The organism is Streptomyces sp. NPDC057616 (genome assembly GCF_042800575.1).
Taxonomy (GTDB): Bacteria; Actinomycetota; Actinomycetes; order Streptomycetales; family Streptomycetaceae; genus Streptomyces.
Genome location: NZ_JBHVGU010000020.1, coordinates 111,372 through 127,425, shown reverse-complemented (window position 1 = coordinate 127,425; position 16,054 = coordinate 111,372). Strand labels below are relative to the sequence as shown.

Annotated in this window: 15 protein-coding genes and 3 pseudogenes; 10 read left to right on the top strand and 8 right to left on the bottom strand. The window is 72.4% G+C overall.

Annotated elements, in window-relative coordinates; genetic code table 11:
• Nucleotides 1–14: 14 nt before the first annotated feature.
• Nucleotides 15–1,015 (bottom strand): annotated as a pseudogene (locus ACFU97_RS25275) (LacI family DNA-binding transcriptional regulator).
• A 213-nt stretch (nt 1,016–1,228) separates the two neighbouring features.
• Between ACFU97_RS25275 and iolC the strand changes: the two are divergent.
• The 6 genes and pseudogenes from iolC to ACFU97_RS25245 all read left to right on the top strand — a co-directional run bounded on the left by iolC (nt 1,229) and on the right by ACFU97_RS25245 (nt 5,853).
• A complete protein-coding gene (gene iolC, locus ACFU97_RS25270; protein ID WP_384260469.1) occupies nt 1,229–2,194 on the top strand; it encodes a 5-dehydro-2-deoxygluconokinase in 966 nt (321 codons plus the stop codon).
• A gap of 4 nt (nt 2,195–2,198) precedes the next feature.
• Entirely contained in the window at nt 2,199–3,071 is an 873-nt protein-coding gene (locus ACFU97_RS25265; protein WP_384260467.1) for an aldolase, read from the top strand.
• A pseudogene (locus ACFU97_RS25260) lies at nt 3,068–3,691 on the top strand (5-deoxy-glucuronate isomerase); the annotation flags it as partial. The gene ACFU97_RS25265 and the pseudogene ACFU97_RS25260, both read left to right, overlap by 4 nt.
• Nucleotides 3,691–3,957 (top strand): annotated as a pseudogene (locus tag ACFU97_RS25255) (MFS transporter); the annotation flags it as partial. The pseudogenes ACFU97_RS25260 and ACFU97_RS25255, both read left to right, overlap by 1 nt.
• A gap of 16 nt (nt 3,958–3,973) precedes the next feature.
• The gene (locus ACFU97_RS25250) at nt 3,974–4,990 is read left to right on the top strand and encodes a Gfo/Idh/MocA family protein (RefSeq protein ID WP_384260464.1); all 1,017 of its coding nucleotides are present in this window, start codon (nt 3,974–3,976) and stop codon (nt 4,988–4,990) included.
• On the top strand, nt 4,987–5,853 hold the full coding sequence (locus ACFU97_RS25245; protein ID WP_384260462.1) for a sugar phosphate isomerase/epimerase family protein: 867 nt from the start codon (nt 4,987–4,989) through the stop codon (nt 5,851–5,853). The genes ACFU97_RS25250 and ACFU97_RS25245 overlap by 4 nt, the downstream gene beginning before the upstream one ends.
• Before the next feature lie 64 nt (nt 5,854–5,917).
• Here the strand turns inward: ACFU97_RS25245 and ACFU97_RS25240 are convergent, their stop codons facing one another.
• The gene (locus ACFU97_RS25240) at nt 5,918–6,352 is read right to left on the bottom strand and encodes an OsmC family protein (RefSeq protein ID WP_384260459.1); all 435 of its coding nucleotides are present in this window, start codon (nt 6,350–6,352) and stop codon (nt 5,918–5,920) included.
• Between the two features lie 21 nt (nt 6,353–6,373).
• Nucleotides 6,374–7,462 (bottom strand): PP2C family protein-serine/threonine phosphatase, encoded by a 1,089-nt coding sequence (locus ACFU97_RS25235; RefSeq protein WP_384260457.1) that lies wholly within the window; start codon nt 7,460–7,462, stop codon nt 6,374–6,376.
• A gap of 298 nt (nt 7,463–7,760) precedes the next feature.
• Between ACFU97_RS25235 and ACFU97_RS25230 the strand changes: the two genes are divergently transcribed.
• Nucleotides 7,761–8,183 carry an ATP-binding protein gene (locus tag ACFU97_RS25230; protein ID WP_384260454.1) on the top strand — a complete coding sequence of 141 codons (423 nt, stop codon included), beginning with the start codon at nt 7,761–7,763 and terminating at the stop codon, nt 8,181–8,183.
• Nucleotides 8,184–8,199: 16 nt separating this feature from the next.
• Here ACFU97_RS25230 and ACFU97_RS25225 read toward each other — a convergent pair whose 3' ends face one another.
• Both ACFU97_RS25225 and ACFU97_RS25220 read right to left on the bottom strand, forming a co-directional pair.
• A complete protein-coding gene (locus tag ACFU97_RS25225; protein WP_384260453.1) occupies nt 8,200–8,700 on the bottom strand; it encodes a cysteine dioxygenase in 501 nt (166 codons plus the stop codon).
• The gene (locus ACFU97_RS25220) at nt 8,697–9,632 is read right to left on the bottom strand and encodes an amidohydrolase (RefSeq protein WP_384260451.1); all 936 of its coding nucleotides are present in this window, start codon (nt 9,630–9,632) and stop codon (nt 8,697–8,699) included. Before ACFU97_RS25220 ends, ACFU97_RS25225 begins: the two co-directional genes overlap by 4 nt.
• Before the next feature lie 218 nt (nt 9,633–9,850).
• Between ACFU97_RS25220 and ACFU97_RS25215 the strand changes: the two genes are divergently transcribed.
• Nucleotides 9,851–10,855, top strand: coding sequence for a LacI family DNA-binding transcriptional regulator (locus ACFU97_RS25215; RefSeq protein ID WP_384260448.1), 1,005 nt, complete (start codon nt 9,851–9,853; stop codon nt 10,853–10,855).
• A gap of 33 nt (nt 10,856–10,888) precedes the next feature.
• Nucleotides 10,889–11,677 carry an SGNH/GDSL hydrolase family protein gene (locus tag ACFU97_RS25210; protein ID WP_384260446.1) on the top strand — a complete coding sequence of 263 codons (789 nt, stop codon included), beginning with the start codon at nt 10,889–10,891 and terminating at the stop codon, nt 11,675–11,677.
• Nucleotides 11,678–11,730: 53 nt separating this feature from the next.
• Here the strand turns inward: ACFU97_RS25210 and ACFU97_RS25205 are convergent, their stop codons facing one another.
• A complete protein-coding gene (locus ACFU97_RS25205) occupies nt 11,731–12,324 on the bottom strand; it encodes an anti-sigma factor antagonist (protein WP_384260443.1) in 594 nt (197 codons plus the stop codon).
• A 218-nt stretch (nt 12,325–12,542) separates the two neighbouring features.
• On the opposite strand from ACFU97_RS25205, the gene ACFU97_RS25200 reads away from it, so the two are divergent.
• Nucleotides 12,543–12,881, top strand: coding sequence for a helix-turn-helix transcriptional regulator (locus tag ACFU97_RS25200; RefSeq protein WP_384260442.1), 339 nt, complete (start codon nt 12,543–12,545; stop codon nt 12,879–12,881).
• A 32-nt stretch (nt 12,882–12,913) separates the two neighbouring features.
• On the opposite strand, the gene ACFU97_RS25195 is transcribed toward ACFU97_RS25200, so the two are convergent.
• Nucleotides 12,914–14,158, bottom strand: a complete 1,245-nt coding sequence (locus ACFU97_RS25195) for a PP2C family protein-serine/threonine phosphatase (RefSeq protein WP_384260440.1) — start codon at nt 14,156–14,158, stop codon at nt 12,914–12,916.
• Between the two features lie 123 nt (nt 14,159–14,281).
• Entirely contained in the window at nt 14,282–15,967 is a 1,686-nt protein-coding gene (locus ACFU97_RS25190; protein WP_384260437.1) for a tetratricopeptide repeat protein, read from the bottom strand.
• Between the last annotated feature and the right edge of the window lie 87 nt (nt 15,968–16,054).

The window sequence follows — 16,054 nt, the reverse complement described above, 5'->3', positions numbered from 1 at the left end:
GGCCGCCGAGCAGGTCAGGCCGTCGCCTCCGGTACGGGTCCGGTCGTCCCGCGGACCACCAGCTTCGGGTCCAGGACCGCCTCCCGCAGCTCCAACTCCGGCTTCTCCAGGCGCTCCACGGCGAACCGCACCGCGTGCTCCGCCATCAGCCGCGCGTCCTGGCGCACGGTGGTCAGGCCGATCGGCATGAGATGGGAGAGGTGGGTGTCGTCGTAGCCGACGACGGACACGTCGCGCGGCACCTCGACACCGGCCCGGGTCAGCGTCATCAACAGGCCCCATGCGCAACGGTCGTTGCCCGCGAGCACCGCGGTCGGCAGGGGCAGGCCCCGGTCGCGTTCGGCCAGGAGCAGCCGTCCGGTCTCTATGCCGGACTGCTCGGTGTGCTCGCCCGGGATCACCCGCTCCTGCTCCTGCAGCCCGTGCCGGCGTATCGCGGCGCGGTAGGCCCGCCGGCGCTCGGCCGAGCCGGGTCCGCGGCCGCCGTCGATGTGCACGATCCGCCGGTGCCCCAGCTCGGCCAGGTGGTCCATCGCCTGGCGCACGCCCTTGCCCTCGGCGCTGTGCACGAAGTCGACGCGGGCGGCGGCAGTCTGCGGCTGACCGAGACGGTGACCGCGCGCTGGCCGAGCTCGTCCAGATAGCCGGGATCCGCGTCGGGACCGAGCAGGATCAGCGCCTCACAGCGGTGCCCGAGCAGCGCCTCGACGGCCTTCTCCTCACTGCGCCCCTGGGCGGACGCGGACAACAGCACGTCGTAGCCGAGCCGTTCGGCCTCGGGATAGATGCCCTCGATGAGGTCCGTGTGGAAGGTCTGCTGCACGGTGAACATCACACCGATCGTGCGGCTGCGGCCGCGGGCCAGCAGCCGGGCCGCGCTGTCGGGGCGGTAACCGATCTCGTCCGCGACCCGCAGCACCCGCTGCCGGGTCGCCTCGCTCGCTCCCGGCTGATTACGGAACACGATCGAGACGAGCGCCCGGGAGACACCCGCCTTCTCGGCCACGTCCGCCATCGTGGGCCGCTGCTTGCCCGAAGCATCCACCTGTGTCTCCACCCTCCGACCTGGCCACTTTAACGGGGGTCGGGAAATCTCCCGGCAACACGCTATTGACATGACATTTGGACAGGGGTCATCGCACTCGGACTAGAGCGCGCTAGTAGAGCGCACCAGAGAGTCTTCCGCGAGAGCTCCACGGAGTCTCCGGAGCGAAGGGGAACCTGCGTTATGCCGTTGGATGTGCTGACGATGGGCCGGTGCGAGGTGGATGTGTATCCGCTCCGGACGGGCGTGGGGCTGGCCGAGGTCACGTCGTTCGGCAAGTACCTGGGCGGCAGCCCGACGAACGTCGCGGTGGCGGCCGCCCGGTACGGGCACTCCGCGGCCGTGATCACGAAGACGGGCCGGGATCCGTTCGGGGACTTCGTGCGCTCGTCCCTGACGGGGTACGGGGTCGACGCCCGGTTCGTGGGCACCTCGGGCATCGCGCCGACACCGGTGACGTTCTGCGACATCTTCCCGCCCGACGACTTCCCGCTGTACTTCTACCGGCTGCCCAAGGCGCCCGACCTGGACATCGCGCCGGACGAGCTGGACCTGGGCGCCGTGCGGGACGCGAGCGTGTTCTGGATCACGGGGACCGGGCTGAGCGAGGAACCGAGCCGGTCGGCGACGCTGGCGGCGCTGGAGCACCGGGCCCGGACCGGCACCACCGTCTTCGACCTGGACTGGCGCCCGATGTTCTGGGCGGATACGGCCGAGGCGCGCTCGTATTACGCGCAGGCGCTCCGGCACACCACGGTCGCCCTGGGCAATCTCGACGAGGTCGAGGTCGCCACGGGCGAGCGTGAGCCGTACACCGCCGCGAAGGCGCTGCTGGCCGCGGGCGTGGAGCTGGCGGTGGTCAAGCAGGGCCGGAAGGGCGTGCTGGCGATGGACCGGGACGGCTCGGCCGTCGAGATCGCGCCGGTACCGGTGGACGTGGTCAACGGGCTCGGCGCCGGGGACGCGTTCGGCGGGGCGCTGTGCCACGGGCTGCTGTCGGGGTGGGACACGCGCCGCGCGGTGTCCTTCGCCAACGCCGCCGGGGCGATCGTCGCGGGCCGGCTCTCCTGCTCCGACGCCATGCCCACCGAGACCGAGGTCGAGGCCAGGCTCCAGGCCGCCCGCGACGACTCCCGGCGAGAGGTGTGACGACGTGCTGTCCGACAACGTGAACCGGATCGTGCGCGCCCGGGTGAACGACCCCGGCGCCGTCGCGGCCGCGGCCGCGAGCCGCGTGAGGGCCACCTCGCTGCTGGGCGAGCATGGCAAGGCGATGATCATCGCCGCCGACCAACCCGCGCGCGGCGCCAACGGCGTCGGCGGGAACCCCCAGGCGATGGCCGACCGCTTCGAGCTGCTGGACCGGCTCTGCACCGCGCTCGAACGCCCGGGCGTGACCGGCGTGCTGGCCACCGCCGACATCCTGGAGGACCTGCTGCTGCTCGGCGTCCTGGACGGCAAATCGGTGTTCGGGTCGATGAACCGGGCGGGCCTTGCCGGTTCGGTGTTCGAGATCGACGACCGGTTCACCGGCTACGACGCCGAGACGATCGCCGCGATGGGCTTCGACGGCGGCAAGATGCTCACCCGCATCGCGCTGGGCGACCCGGCGACCCCGTCCGTCCTGGAGAACACCGCCCACGCGGTGGACGAGCTCAACGACCGGCGACTGATCGCCATGGTCGAGCCGTTCCTGTCCCGGTGGCAGGACGGGAAGATCCGCAACGGCCTGTCGACGGACGCCGTGATCACGTCGGTGACGATCGCGTCGGGGCTGGGCCGTCGTACCGCCTACACCTGGCTCAAGCTGCCCGTCGTCGACGGCATGGAGCGCGTGCTGGCCTCCTCCACGCTGCCCGCCCTGCTGCTGGGCGGCGAGGTCATGGACGCCGACGCCGCCTTCGCCTCCTGGGGCAAGGCCCTGCGACAACCCACCGCGCAGGGCCTGGTCGTCGGCCGCTCCCTGCTCTACCCGGCGGGCGGCGATGTCGCCGGCGCCGTCGACAAGGCGGTGAGCCTGCTGTGAGCGCGCGCACCAACAAGTACCACCTGCCGGCCGGGACCGCCACGGACGGTCCCTACGACCTCCTTGTCACGCCGGAGTCGGCGGGCCGGCGATACTCCGGCCTCAGGATCCTGACCCTGAAGCCGGGCGAGACGCACGCCCCGTCCACCCAGGACAGTGGGTTCCTGGTCCTGCCGCTGACGGGCACCTGCACCGTCACCGCGGACGGCACGGCCTTCGAACTCGCCGGGCGGACGGGCGTGTTCGCCTCGGCCACCGACTTCGCGAATCTACCGCGCGGGTCGGAGGCCCTCATCAGCAGCGCGAGCGGGGGACGGTTCGCGCTGCCCGCCGCCCGTACCGGGCGTGGTGGCCTCCGCGCTCGGTACGGGCGCAAGGAGGACGTCCCCGTCGAACTGCGCGGCGCGGGCGCCTGCTCCCGCCAGGTCAGCAACTACCGCCTGCCCGGCACCTTCGAGGCCGGCCGGCTGCTGGTCTGCGAGGTCCTCACACCGGGCGGCAACCGGTCCTCGTACCCGCCGCACAAGCACGACGAGGCCCGCACCGACGCGGACGGCACCCCGATCGAGGCCGAGCTGGAGGAGATCTACTACTTCGAGGTCTCCGGCGACGGCCGGGGCCGGTGACCTGGCTGATGCTGTCGGAGATCTTCCCGATGCGGATGCGCGGCTTCGGGATGGGCGTCGCCGCGGTCGTGCTGTGGCTGACCAACTTCGTGATCGGCCTGGTCTTCCCGTCCCTGGTCTCCGGGATCGGGATCTCCAACACCTTCTTCCTGTTCGTGGTGGCGGGGCTCTTCTCGCTCCTCTTCGTGAAGCTCTGCGTCCCCGAGACGAAGGGCCGCACCCTCGAAACCCTCGAAGCCGAACTCCGGGCGCGCTTCTCCTGGTTAGGAAACGACCATGACCGTACGTGTAGGAGTCGTCGGCGCCGGCTGGATCGGCCACGAGCACATCCGGCGCCTGACCGAGACCATCACCGGCGCCCAGGTCACCGCGGTGACCGACATCGACTCCGCCCGCGCCGTCGAGGCCGCGGCGCCGGTCGGCGCCCGGGTGCTGCCCGACGGCCCGGCCGTGGTCGCGGCGGACGACGTCGACGCCGTTCTTGTGACCTCCTGGGGCCCGACCCACGCCGAGCATGTACTCGACGCGATCGCGGCCGGCAAACCGGTGTTCTGCGAGAAGCCCGTGGCCACCACCGCCGAGGACTGTCTGAGGATCATCGACGCCGAGACCGCGCACGGCCGCCGCCTGGTGCAGGTCGGCTTCATGCGCCGCTACGACGCCGGCTACCGGCAGATGAAGCAGGTCATCGACTCCGGCCGGATCGGCGCCCCGCTGATCGTGCACTGCGCCCACCGCAACCCGACCGTCCCGGAGTCGTACACCTCCGCGATGGCCGCGCTGGACACGGCCGTGCACGAGGTGGACGTGCTGCGCTGGCTGCTGGACGACGAGATCGTCTCCACCCAGGTCGTCACGCCGCGCGCCACGGCCAGGCGGTTCCCGCACCTGAAGGACCCGCAGATCATGCTCTTCGAGACCGCCAAGGGCGTCCGCATCGACCTGGAGGTCTTCGTCAACTGCCAGTACGGCTACGACATCCAGTGCGAGACGGTCGGCGAGGAGGGTCTCGTCCGGCTGCCCGACCCGGCGGCCGTCGGCGTGCGCACCGCCGCGCAGCACAGCACCGAGGTGCTCACGGACTGGGTGGGCCGCTTCCGGGACGCGTTCGACACCGAGTTCCGCGAGTGGATCGCGGGTGTCGCCGCCGGCCAGGAGCCCACCGGCCCCTCGGCGTGGGACGGTTACGCCGCCACCGTCGTCACCGCGGCGACCGTCGAGGCCCTGGAGTCGGGCCGGGTCGTCGGCACCGACCTCAAGCCCCGTCCCGCCTTCTACGGAGGTGCCGCGTGAAGATCGCCATCGACCCGTACATGTTCTGCGCCCTGCCGATCGACGACATGGTGCGCACGGTGGCCGAACTCGGTTACGCGTACATCGAGTTGTCGCCGCGCGACGACTTCATGCCGTTCTTCCTGCACCCGCGGGCGGACGACGGGCGCGTCGCCGAGCTGAAGAACGCCCTGCGCACGCACGGCGTCCAGCTCTCCTCGGTGCTGCCGCTGTACAAGTGGTCCTCGCCCGACGAGACCGAGCGGCAGGCCGCGGTCCGCTACTGGAAGCGGATGATCGAGATCACCTCCGACCTCGGATGCCCGCTGATGAACTCGGAGTTCAACGGCCGGCCCGAGCGTGCCGCCGAGAGCGAGGCCGCCTTCTGGCGTTCGCTGGAGGAGCTGCCGCCGGTCTTCGAGCGGGAGGGCATCGCCCTCAACCTGGAGGCCCATCCGGACGACTTCTGCGAGGAGAACGCCCCCGCGGTGGACCTGGTCCGCGCCATCAACAGGCCGTGGGTGAACTACCTGTACTGCGCGCCGCACTCCTTCCACCTCTCGGGCACGGACCCGACGGCGGACATCGCGGCGATGATGCGCGACGCCGGGGACAAGCTGCAGCACGTGCACATCGCGGACTCCTTCAACCACAAGGGTTCCGGCGGTCTGCGCTACATCCTGAACCCGCCCGGCACTACCGCCCGGATCCACCAGCACCTCGACATCGGTCAGGGCGAGGTCGACTGGGACGCGTTCTTCGGCACGCTCCGCAAGCTGAACTTCGACGGCGTGGCCACGGCCTGCGTCTTCGCGTGGGAGGAACGCGCGAAGGAATCCTCGGCGTTCATGCTCGACCGCATAACGAAGGAACTGGCCGGCTGACGACCGGACGGATCCGCCCCCGCTCCGGGGCGCGCACCCGCGCGCACCCCGGAGCGGGGCCCTGTCAGACGTTCTCGACGGTCGCGGTCACGGGGGTGCCGATCTCGATCGTGCGGCTGACCGTGCAGAGCCGGTCGTGGGAGGTCTTGACCGCGCGGGGAAGGATGGCGCGGGCGCGGTCCGCCCCCTCGCCGCCCGGGAAGACGACGGTGAAGGTGACCGCGAGATCGGTCAGCCGGTTGCCGAGGTCGTCCTCGATCTTGTTGCCGGTGACCTTGACGGAGAAGCCGGCGGGTTCGGCGTGGCGGCTGGTGGCGATGTCGACGTCCACCGCCGTGCAGCCGCCGATCGCGGCGAGCAGCAGCTCGACCGGGGTGAACTCGTCGTCCGGTCCGGAACCGTTGCCGAAGCGGAGGGTGCCGCCGCGGGTGTTCGTGGCGACGAAGTGTCCGGTGCTGGATCGCTCGACGGTGACGGAGCGCAGGGAGTCTTCGGTCATGCCGACGACACTAACCCCGCGTCACAGGTCCTCGCCCGATTCGCCGGCCGTGTGCCGGTGGTAGCGGAGCAGGAGCATGGCCGCGTCGTCGTGGGGCGGTCCTGCGGTGTGCCGGACCAGGTCCTCGCGCAGGGTGTCCAGCGCGCCCTGGGCGTCGGTGTCCTTGAGGAGCGAGGCGCGGTCGCCGAGCGGATAGAACTCGCCGTGCCGGTCGCGTGCCTCGCTCACGCCGTCGGTGTAGAGCAGCAGCTGCTCGCCCGGCGCGAACCTCACGGAGAACGGCTTGGGGCTCCCTTCGGAGTGCAGGCCGAGGCCCAGGGGCGGTGCGTAGGCCGGCGGCTGCGGGAAGTGCGCGGTGCCGTCCTCGCGGACGACCATCGGCGGCGGGTGGCCGTAGTTGAGGAAGACCGCCTCGTGCCGTGTGCCGACCTCGGCGAGGACCGCGGTGACGAACTTCTCCCCCTCCAGCACGCGGGCCACGCTGCGCTCCAGGCGCTCGCCGAGGCCCACCAGATCGGGCTCGTCGTGCGCCGCCTCACGGAACGCGCCGAGCACCACGGCGGCCGTCTCGACCGCGGCCAGCCCCTTGCCCTGCACATCGCCCACGATCATCCGCACGCCGTGCGGTGAGGCCACCACCTCGTACAGGTCGCCGCCGATGCGCGCCTCGGCGACGGCCGAGGTGTACGACACCGCCGCCTGGAGCGGCCCGGCCGTCAGCGGCACCGGGCGCAGCAGTACGCGCTGGGCGACCTCCGCGATCGAGCGGACGCTGGCGAGTTCGGCCTCCTGGCGCCCGCGCATCACGGCGGCGGCGATGCCCGCGCAGGTCACACCGACCACCGACACCATGGCCATGAAGCCGCGGCGCTCCTGGAACAGCCCGTCGTACAGCCCGAGCGCGACGCACAGCAGCAGCGCCGCCAGTCCGAACCACGCCGTACGGCGCCAGCCGCCGACCAGTCCCGCGAAGGCCGGGCCGAGCGATGCCAGCGGCAGGAATCCCAGTCCCGGCACGGTGAGGATGTCCGCGGCCGCGACCACCGCCATCACCACGGCAGGCAGCCAGAGCAGCAGCGTGTGACTGCGCTGCGCCTTCTGTGCGGCCATGACGTGCTCCCCGGTGACCCGGCACCCTGGAGCCGCCTTCCGCGGGGGCCCCTCTTTCACCCTCGGACACAGCACAGACTGCCAGATCCGCCGCGCCGGCGGCCCCGAGCTTTACCCAATTGAGCCCCAGGGCTGATATTTCCCGACCCGTGCCCGAGCGAATACGCATGCACATGGTTGCCGATCAAGGCCACAGGGCATCAGCCAGGGGCAGGACCGGCCGCGTGAGCTGACGCGGCCCCCGGTGGGCGGACTGGCCGCGGGGAACCGGGTGTCCTAGGAGGGGATGTGATCCACCATGCGTACGCAGCGGCGTACCCATGGGCGTTCCGTACGAGTGGAGTACCTGCTGCTCGACGAGGCCGCATCGGCAGGCCGGGCACGAGGGCTCACCTCGAAGTTCCTTGCCCGCTCCCGGATCCGGACGGGGGCCGCACCCGCGGAGATCGACGACGTGCAGCTCGTCGTGTCCGAACTGGTCGCCAACGCCACCCAGCACGGCCGCAGCGCCTGCCGGCTCAGGCTGCACGTGTCCGAGGAGCGGGTGACGGTCGAGGTCTACGACGACAGCCCGCTGCCGCCCCGGGTACGGCCGTTCACCGCCGACGGTGAGTGCGGACGCGGGCTGGCGATGGTGCGCTGCCTGGCGCAGCGTCTGGACGTGTCGTCGGTGACCGGTGGCGGCAAGCGGGTGCGCGCGGTCCTGGCCCTGTCGTCGTAGGACCCGCGGTCCCGCGTCAGGCGGCCGGTGTGTCCAGCGGCCTCAGTTCGTCGGCGTACGACACGGACAGACGGCGCATCAGGCCGTCCGCGGCGATGTCGTACTGACCGAGGCGCCACAGCGGCGGCGAGTAGGCGTGGATCGACACGGCGTCGTCGGTGGCGCCGGTGAGCCGGTGGATGTGCTCCGGCCCGAAGCAGAAGGACTCCCCCGCCTCGAAGGTGACGGAGCAGTGGCTGCCGCCGATACGCGGCGTGGACTCGTTGAGCTCGCCCTGGACGACCGTGACGGCGCCCGCGGAGGTGTCGTGGTCGTGCCAGCCGGTGTCGTTCTGCCGGGTCCAGCACAGCAGCCAGATGTCGACATAGGCGTCCCGGTGCAGGGACGCGTAGTGCCGCCGGCTGTCGGAGAAGGCCACGTGGGCCCGCCACAGGTCGGGGCCGGCGGCCAGGCCGGTCACGAGGGCCTGGAGTTCGCGCTTGTCGAGGGTCCGCTCGGGCAGGGCCTCGTACGTCATGGGTGGCTCCTTTCTCGGCTGCGTCCGGCGGGTGGCACGGTGGCGGTGCCGCCGTGCAGCAGGCGGGCGGGGTTGGCGGTGCGCAGGGCGTGGACGGCGGCGTCCGCGCCGAGGTCGGGGATCACGAGGGGTGCGTAGGGGCGGTCGCTGCCGCTGACGACCACGTCGATGCCCACGTCCCGGACGAGGGCGTCGACGGCCCGGGTGCCGTAGGACGAGGTGTCGTAGAAGACGTCGAAGTCGATCGCGCCGCGACCGCCGCCGCGGACGGCGAGCCGTTCGCCGTGCAGCGGCGCGAGGCCCGCGAGCGCGGCGAAGCAGACGCGCAGTCGGGGGTGGCGGGCGCGGCCGAAGGCGCGGAAGGCGAACCAGGACGCGTGCAGCTGCTGCACGTACGGGACGAGGGCCGGCCACCACGGCGGGGTGCCACCGGCGGGCGGGGCCGCCCCCGGGTGGACGAGGAGCGGTTTGTCGTGGCGCGTGAGGACGTCGAGGAGGGGTGCGCGGCGGGCCCAGCCCTCGGCGTCGAGGAGCGCCGTGGCCGGGAGTTGGAGGCCCACGCAGCCGCGGCGCAGCTCGCGTTCCACGCCGTCCGGGTCCGGGGCCGGCAGGCTGCAGGCGGCCCAGACGCCGAAGGGGGCCGGGAGGGCGAGGGCGCCGTCGTGGAACGCGGCCAGGAGCGGGGCGGCCTCGGCGGGTGGCAGGTACTCGATGCCGAGCGGACTGGAGAGCGACACCAGGGCCAGGTCGAGTCCGTCGTCGGTGGCGCGCCGGGTGCGGGCGGCGATGTCGTGGTCGTCCGGGTCGACGCGGTAGGGGGGTTCGCCGGCCAGGTGCAGTGTCCAGCCGTCGAGGCGCGGGGGCGCCGTGCGCGAGCGCAGCAGCTCGACCAGGGCGGGCGGCCAGATGTGCTGGTGGACGTCGGTGGGCACGCGGGACGTTCCTCGGGACGGGCAGGTGCGGGACGGTCGGAGAAGGATGTTGTTAATCGTTTCACTTATACGGTTAACTTAACCGCTTAACAAGAGGGCGTGTCAAGGGGCCGACCGGAATGGGACCGGCGCCCCGCCGCCGCACGCACCCCATTGCCGACGGTCGTTCGGCGGGCCTTGCACCCGCGCCCGGCATGCGTCCGGGTAGGCTTCCCGGCATGGCCAGGCCCAACAAGCGCACCACCCTCCGGGAGGTGGCCGAGGCCACGGGCCTCTCCACCGCAGCCGTCTCCTACGCGCTGCGCGGCAAGCACGTCTCCAAGGAGACCGAGGAGCGGGTCCGCCGGGCCGCCGCCGAACTCGGCTACGAGGCCGACCCCATCGCCCGCGCCCTCGCCAGCGGCCGCACCAGCATGGTCGGCGTCCTCGCCGGAGACCTCCGGGACCTGTGGCTGCAGCAGCTGATGGCGGCCATCGGCCGAGAACTGCTCGCCGGCGACCGCTACGCGCTGATCCTGGACGCGGGCGGCGACCCCGACCGCGAGCTCGCCCTCGCCAAACAGCTGCGCGACCAGCGCGTCGACGCCCTCCTGGTCTCCCCGGTCAACCCCTCGGCGGAAGGCTGGTCCGCGATCGCGGACGCGCTGCCGGTGGTGGCCGTCGGCGACTCGCTGAGCAGGGCCCGCACGGCCGGCCAGGTCATCTTCGACAACCGCGCCGGCATCGACGCCGTACTGGAGTATCTGCACGCGCTCGGGCACCGCCGGATCACCGTGCTGACGCCGACCCGCCCGAGCACACCGGACCGGCCGGCCGACGTGTACGTCGGTGAGGCGGCCGACCGGCTCGGCCTGCGGGCCGAACTGGTTCCCTGCCCGCAGGAGTTGAGCGAGGCCACGGCCGTGGCGCGCGGTGTTCTGCAGAGCGCGCACTCGCCGACCGCCGTGTTCTGCTTCTCGGACTCCCTGGCGTACGGCGTGTACGCGGCGGCGGCGGAGGACTCGCTGGAGGTGGGCCGGGACGTCTCCGTGGTGGGCTTCGACGACCATCCCGTGTCGCGGGTGCTGACGCCGCCGCTCACCACGGTGGACTGGGGGCTGAGCGAGATCGCGGCGGAGGCCGCGCGGCTGACCGTCGCCGCCATCGAGGGCAAGCGGGTGCGCAAGAAACGGGTGCTGTGCGCCCCGCGGATGCGGGAGCGCGGCTCCACCGTGCGCGCCTGAACTCCGGGTGAACCGCGGATAGACTTGCGTGGCATGACCGTTGTGCACCCGTTCCTGCGCTACGTCGCGATCGGCGACAGCCTGACCGAGGGCATCGGCGATCCCGGTCCGGCGGGCGGGCACCGCGGCTGGGCCGACCGGTTCGCCGAGATCCTGGCGGGCTCGCAGCCGGGCCTGACCTACGCCAACCTCGCCGTGCGCGGCAAGACCAGCGGGCAGATCAAGGCGGACCAGCTCGGCGCCGCCCTCGCCCTGCGGCCCGACCTGGTGACGGTGACGGCGGGCATGAACGACGTCGTACGGCGGCGCTACGACCCGGAGGCCGTCGCCGCGAACATCGAGGAGATGTTCACCCGCCTCACGGCTGCGGGCGCGCACGTGGCGACGATGACCTTCCCCGACCTGGGCACGATCTCACCGGTCGCCCGCCGGGTGCGGCCCCGCATCGTCGACCTCAACGCACGGCTGCGCGTCGTCGCGGCCCGCCACGGCGTCGACGTGCTCGACCTCTTCCCGCATCCGTTCACGGCCGATCCCCGACTGTGGAGCGACGACCGCCTGCACGCGAGCCCGGCCGGCCATGCCCGCATCTCGGCCGGCATGGCGCACACCTTCGGCGTCCCTGGGCACGAGGACTGGTCCGAGCCCCTGCCCGCACGCACTCCCGTCCCCGCCCTCAAGGCCCTTTGCGCGGACGTCCGTTGGGCCGTCGACCATGTAGGTCCCTGGGTGTGGCGACGGCTGCGCGGACACGTCCCGGGCGACGGCTTCACGGCGAAGCGTCCGGTACCGCGGCCGGTGGCGGTGCGGCAGGCGGGCTGAGGCGCCCGGCGGGCCGCCGCCGGAGTTCGGCCGCCCGGGTTCGGCCGCCGGGTTCAGCCTTCGGCGCCACCGTGCTCCTGGACCGCCGAGGCCACGGGATCGGCCAGGGACTCGGGCAGGGCCTCACCGTGCGCGGTCCGCAGCAGCGCCTCGGCCAACACATGCAGTTTGGTGTTGCTGCGCTGGGAGGCGGTCACCAGGACCTGCCAGGCCTGCTCGGGCGTCAGGCGGAACGACGCCATGAGCATCCCCCGCGCCAGGTCGATGGTCGCGTGGGTCTCCAGGGCCCGGTGCAACTGCGCGTTCTCCGCGACGAGTTCGCCGTCGGCGTCCACCGGTTCACCCGCCCCGTCCCCGAAGAGCGGGAGGGCGCCGGAGAGCGCGAGGAGGCGCTGCACCGCCGGACTGCTCGCCCGCAGGACGAGGGTCTTGGAGGTCGCACGGGCGCGATGGTGCACCCGCATCAGCACCCTGAGGGCGGAGCAGTCGCAGAAGCCCACGCCCGCCAGGTCCAGTTCCAGGCCCCCGGTGGCGTGGTCGAGCGCGTCGCTCAGCGTCTTCTGCAGCAACTCGTCGCTGTCCAGGTCGAGTTCACCGGACACGGTGACCACGAGCCGGTCACCGGCCGTGTCGACACGCAAGGTCACCGGTTCCGGCGTACGCGATCGCCGGGGCACGGTGCCGCACTCCGAGCAGTCCCCCTCGCCCGGGGGAAGAACCGCATGCTGGGACATTCGAGGCTCCCGCTCATACCGCCTTCACGACTCCTCTCCAGCATCACCCCATCACCCTTTCGCGTCAACCAATACACGAAAAGAAATACGTCCTTTGCAATGCGTGAATCGCGTTCCGTATGCTGTGGGGCATGGAGCGAGCGCAGGAACCGCATGCAGGCTGGACGTTCTTGACCAATCACTCCCGAGTGCTGGCCGCCATCGCCGAGGACCGCACCACGCGCGTCCGCGACATCGCGGTGCGCTGCCGGCTCACCGAGCGGGCGGTGCAGAAGATCATCGCGGATCTGGAGGAGGGCGGATACCTCACCCATGTCCGGGAGGGCCGCCAGAACGTCTACCGGATCGCCACCGGCACCGTCCTGCGCCATCCCGCGGACGCCCCGGCCACCGTCGCGGAGCTGCTGGCGCTCCTGGCCCATCACGAGTCCTCCCGGCCCTCGCCGGACGGGGACCACGACCACACCTGACCCACCGGAAAGCCGCGGGAGCACCGCGCCCCTCAGCGGGCCCCGGTGTAGCGCGGCCGGGCCGCCAGGACCGCCACGTCGTCCTCGGCGTGCAGGGCGCCCAGGCGGGCGAGGACGGTTTCGAGGACGTCGTCGAGACCGACCCCCGGTGAGAAGCGGATCCGGGCGAGCCGGTCCAGGGACACGTCGATGTCCTCGCCCCGGCGCTCGACGAGTCCGTCGGTGAACATCAGCAGGGTCTGCGTCTCGTCCAGGTCGTGGGTGGCGGGCTCGTAGCCCCCGATCCCGGTACCCAGGGGCGGCCCGACCGGGACCGGAAGCGGCGAGGTCCGGCCGTCGCCGCCGACCACGACGGGCGGCAGGTGACCGGCGCCCGAGAGGGTCACCCGGCCGCGCACCGGGTCGACCCGGGCGACCAGGCAGGTGGCCGGTCTGCGGTCCGGCTCCCGCGCGGCGATGTCGTCGAGCCGGCGCAGGATGCGGTGCGGCGGCAGGTCGGCGGCGGCGAGGGAGCGCAGGTCGGAGCGGTAGGAGGCCATGTCGACGGCGGCCTCCACGCCGTGCCCCATGACGTCGCCGACGACCAGCAGGGTGCGGCCGAAGTGCAGCCGTACCGTCTCGCACCAGTCACCCCCGACCACGGCCCGCTTCCCGGCCGGCAGGTACCGGATGGCCACGTCGAGGTTCGGGTGCGGCCGTCCCGGCTCGGCGCGCAGGGCGCGCTGCAGATCCCCGGCGGTCCGGCTCACCCCGGCGTACTCGCGGGCGTGGCCGATGTGCGAGGCCGCGCACTCCGCCAGGAGGGCGAGGAGATCCGCTTCGACCGCCGCGAACGGGGCCCCCTCCCGCGCGCACACGAGGACGCCGTAGCGGTGCTCACCGTTGGCGAGCGGTACGCAGAGCGCGGGCCGGGCGCGGCCGACCGACAGGTGGGCGGCGCGCGGTGGCGGCCGTCCGCCGGGCGAGGGCCGCGCCATGTCGTGGGCCACGGCGGCGGCCCAGTGGGCGTCCGGCAGCACGTCCGCGTCCCCGGCGATCGCCTCGTACCCCGTGACGGCCGCCCCGTCGAGCCGCAGCACGGCCGCCGGGCAGTGGAAGTGGCCGCTGACGGCGCGGGTCAGTTCGGCGCAGGTGGTGGGCTCGTCGAGCGTGGTCCCGAGGCCGGCCAGCAGCCTGCGCAGCACGGCGGCCGGAACCGACACGTCGCCCACCTGCCTTGCCGCGTCGCCCGCCGCGGAACCGCGGATCGAGCGGATCAGCCGTACGACACCCAGCACGTACAAATCCTGACAAAGTCGAGGGTCGTGTGCACCACGCGGGTGCGGGCGGCCGGGGTCGGCCGGCGTGGAAGGCTCGGTCCTGCCGGGCTCGGTCCCGCTCTCGCCCAGTCCTGCCGAGGCTCAGTCCTGCCCGTCGCAGCAGCCGCCGGAGCCCGCCGCGGTCTCCGTGCGGCAGAAGCAGGACGCCTCGATCGGTACGTCCGCGAGCGCCGCGGCGATCTTCAGCTGCTGGGCCACGATGCCCGCCTCGCCGTCCTTGCCGAGCCGCACGAGGCACTCGCGGAAGCCGTGCAGGGACCAGACGTTGGCCGGGTGCTGCCGGGCGCGCGGCAGGGTGTCGTCGAGGCCCAGGTCGGCCCGGTAGACCGCCTCCGCCTCCACGACCAGGCCCTGTTCGAGCAGCAGCGCCCCGTAGGCGTGCCGGGTGGGCTGCATCCAGCCCCACGGTTCGTCGTACGGCAGCGAGTCGTCCAGTTCGATGGAGCGGCGCAGTGCCGCGAAGGCGGCGTCGTGGTTCCCCTTGCGGTACTCCAGTTCTCCCTCCAGCATCGCCGCGGCGATCTCCAGCAGGTCCGCGCAGGTGTTGTTGAACAGCATCCGGGTCTCCGGGACGCGGGCGGCGGCCGCGCGGAAGAGGTCGCGCTCGGCCTCCGCCTCGTCGATCCGGCCCGTCGCCGCGAGGGCGACGCCGCGCGCGTAGTGGGCCATCGCCGTCGTCGTGCTGTACAGCCGCGCGTCGGTGGGCAGCGGAAGGGCGAGGATGTCGTCCCAGCGCCCGAAGCGGATGAGGACGTGCACCCGCATCGCGAGGAAGCCCTCCAGCCAGTCGGCCATGGGCGGGCTGTCGACCCGCAGCAGGTCCTCGGGCACGGACGCCTCGAGCCGGCGCACCGTCTCGATCGCGTCCTGGTGACGGCCGAGGAACATCGCGCCGTAGATCTTGAAGTGGAGGTTGTGGCAGCGGTAGAGCGTGTAGAAGTTCATCGCTCCGGCCTCGGCCAGGAACTTCTCGTCCGCCCCGGTCGCCGTGGTGTTGTCGGAGACGACCCTGCGGTAGTCGCCGCAGAGCACCTCCAGGTGGGACGGCATGTGCTGCAGGTGTCCCGCGTCCGGCACCAGGCCGCGCAGCCGGTCGCCGGCGAAGAGGGCGGCCTCGGGCGTCGGGGACATCTCCATCAGGTGGATGTACATGTGCAGCAGTCCCGGATGCCGCCCGCCCGCCTCGGTGGCGAGCACCGGCTCCAGCACCGCCCTGGCCTCAGTGGTGCGCGCGCCCGGCGCCGGTGTGCCCGTGCGGAGGTCCCAGAGCTGCCAGGGGGTGAGGTTCATCAGCGCGTCGGCGTACAGCGCGGCCACGTCGAGGTCGTCGGGGGCGAGCCGGTGGACCTCGCGCATGGCCTCGGCGTAGGCGGTGTTCCACACGGAGCAGACCTCGACGGCCGGCGCCCGCTCCTGCGGGTAGCGGGCCCCCAGGGCGCCGATCAGGGCCTGTTCGACGGGGGTGGCGCCGGCGGCCTTGGCGTGTGCGCGCCGGACCGCGGCGTGGGTGCGCTCCACCGTCCGGGCCAGGTCCTTCTCGTCGAAGAACTCCCACGGCTTGTTGTAGTTGGGGCCGAGCGCGTAGGCGACGCCCCACTCGGCCATGGCGCAGCCGGGGTCCGCCGCGGCGGCGGCCTCGAAGCAGCGGACGGCCTCCTCGTGGTTGAAGGCGTAGGTCCAGTTGAGTCCGCGGTCGAACCACGTCTGCGCCTCGCCGGACGAGGTCGTCACCCGCCGGCCGTGGCTGCCGAGGTCGTAGTAGGTCACCTGTCACGAAATACCGCACATCGACCGTAAGGCACAAGACGCACTCGCGCGAAGGTAAAAGAACTCTATGGTCCAGACCAAAACGGT

Coding starts and splice junctions, on each gene's coding strand:
- iolC (WP_384260469.1), top strand. CDS start 1,229: ATGCCGTTGGATGTGCTGACGATGGGCCGGTGCGAGGTGGATGTGTAT.
- ACFU97_RS25250 (WP_384260464.1), top strand. CDS start 3,974: ATGACCGTACGTGTAGGAGTCGTCGGCGCCGGCTGGATCGGCCACGAG.
- ACFU97_RS25240 (WP_384260459.1), bottom strand. CDS start 6,352: ATGACCGAAGACTCCCTGCGCTCCGTCACCGTCGAGCGATCCAGCACC.
- ACFU97_RS25235 (WP_384260457.1), bottom strand. CDS start 7,462: ATGGCCGCACAGAAGGCGCAGCGCAGTCACACGCTGCTGCTCTGGCTG.
- ACFU97_RS25230 (WP_384260454.1), top strand. CDS start 7,761: ATGCGTACGCAGCGGCGTACCCATGGGCGTTCCGTACGAGTGGAGTAC.
- ACFU97_RS25225 (WP_384260453.1), bottom strand. CDS start 8,700: ATGACGTACGAGGCCCTGCCCGAGCGGACCCTCGACAAGCGCGAACTC.
- ACFU97_RS25215 (WP_384260448.1), top strand. CDS start 9,851: ATGGCCAGGCCCAACAAGCGCACCACCCTCCGGGAGGTGGCCGAGGCC.
- ACFU97_RS25210 (WP_384260446.1), top strand. CDS start 10,889: ATGACCGTTGTGCACCCGTTCCTGCGCTACGTCGCGATCGGCGACAGC.
- ACFU97_RS25200 (WP_384260442.1), top strand. CDS start 12,543: ATGGAGCGAGCGCAGGAACCGCATGCAGGCTGGACGTTCTTGACCAAT.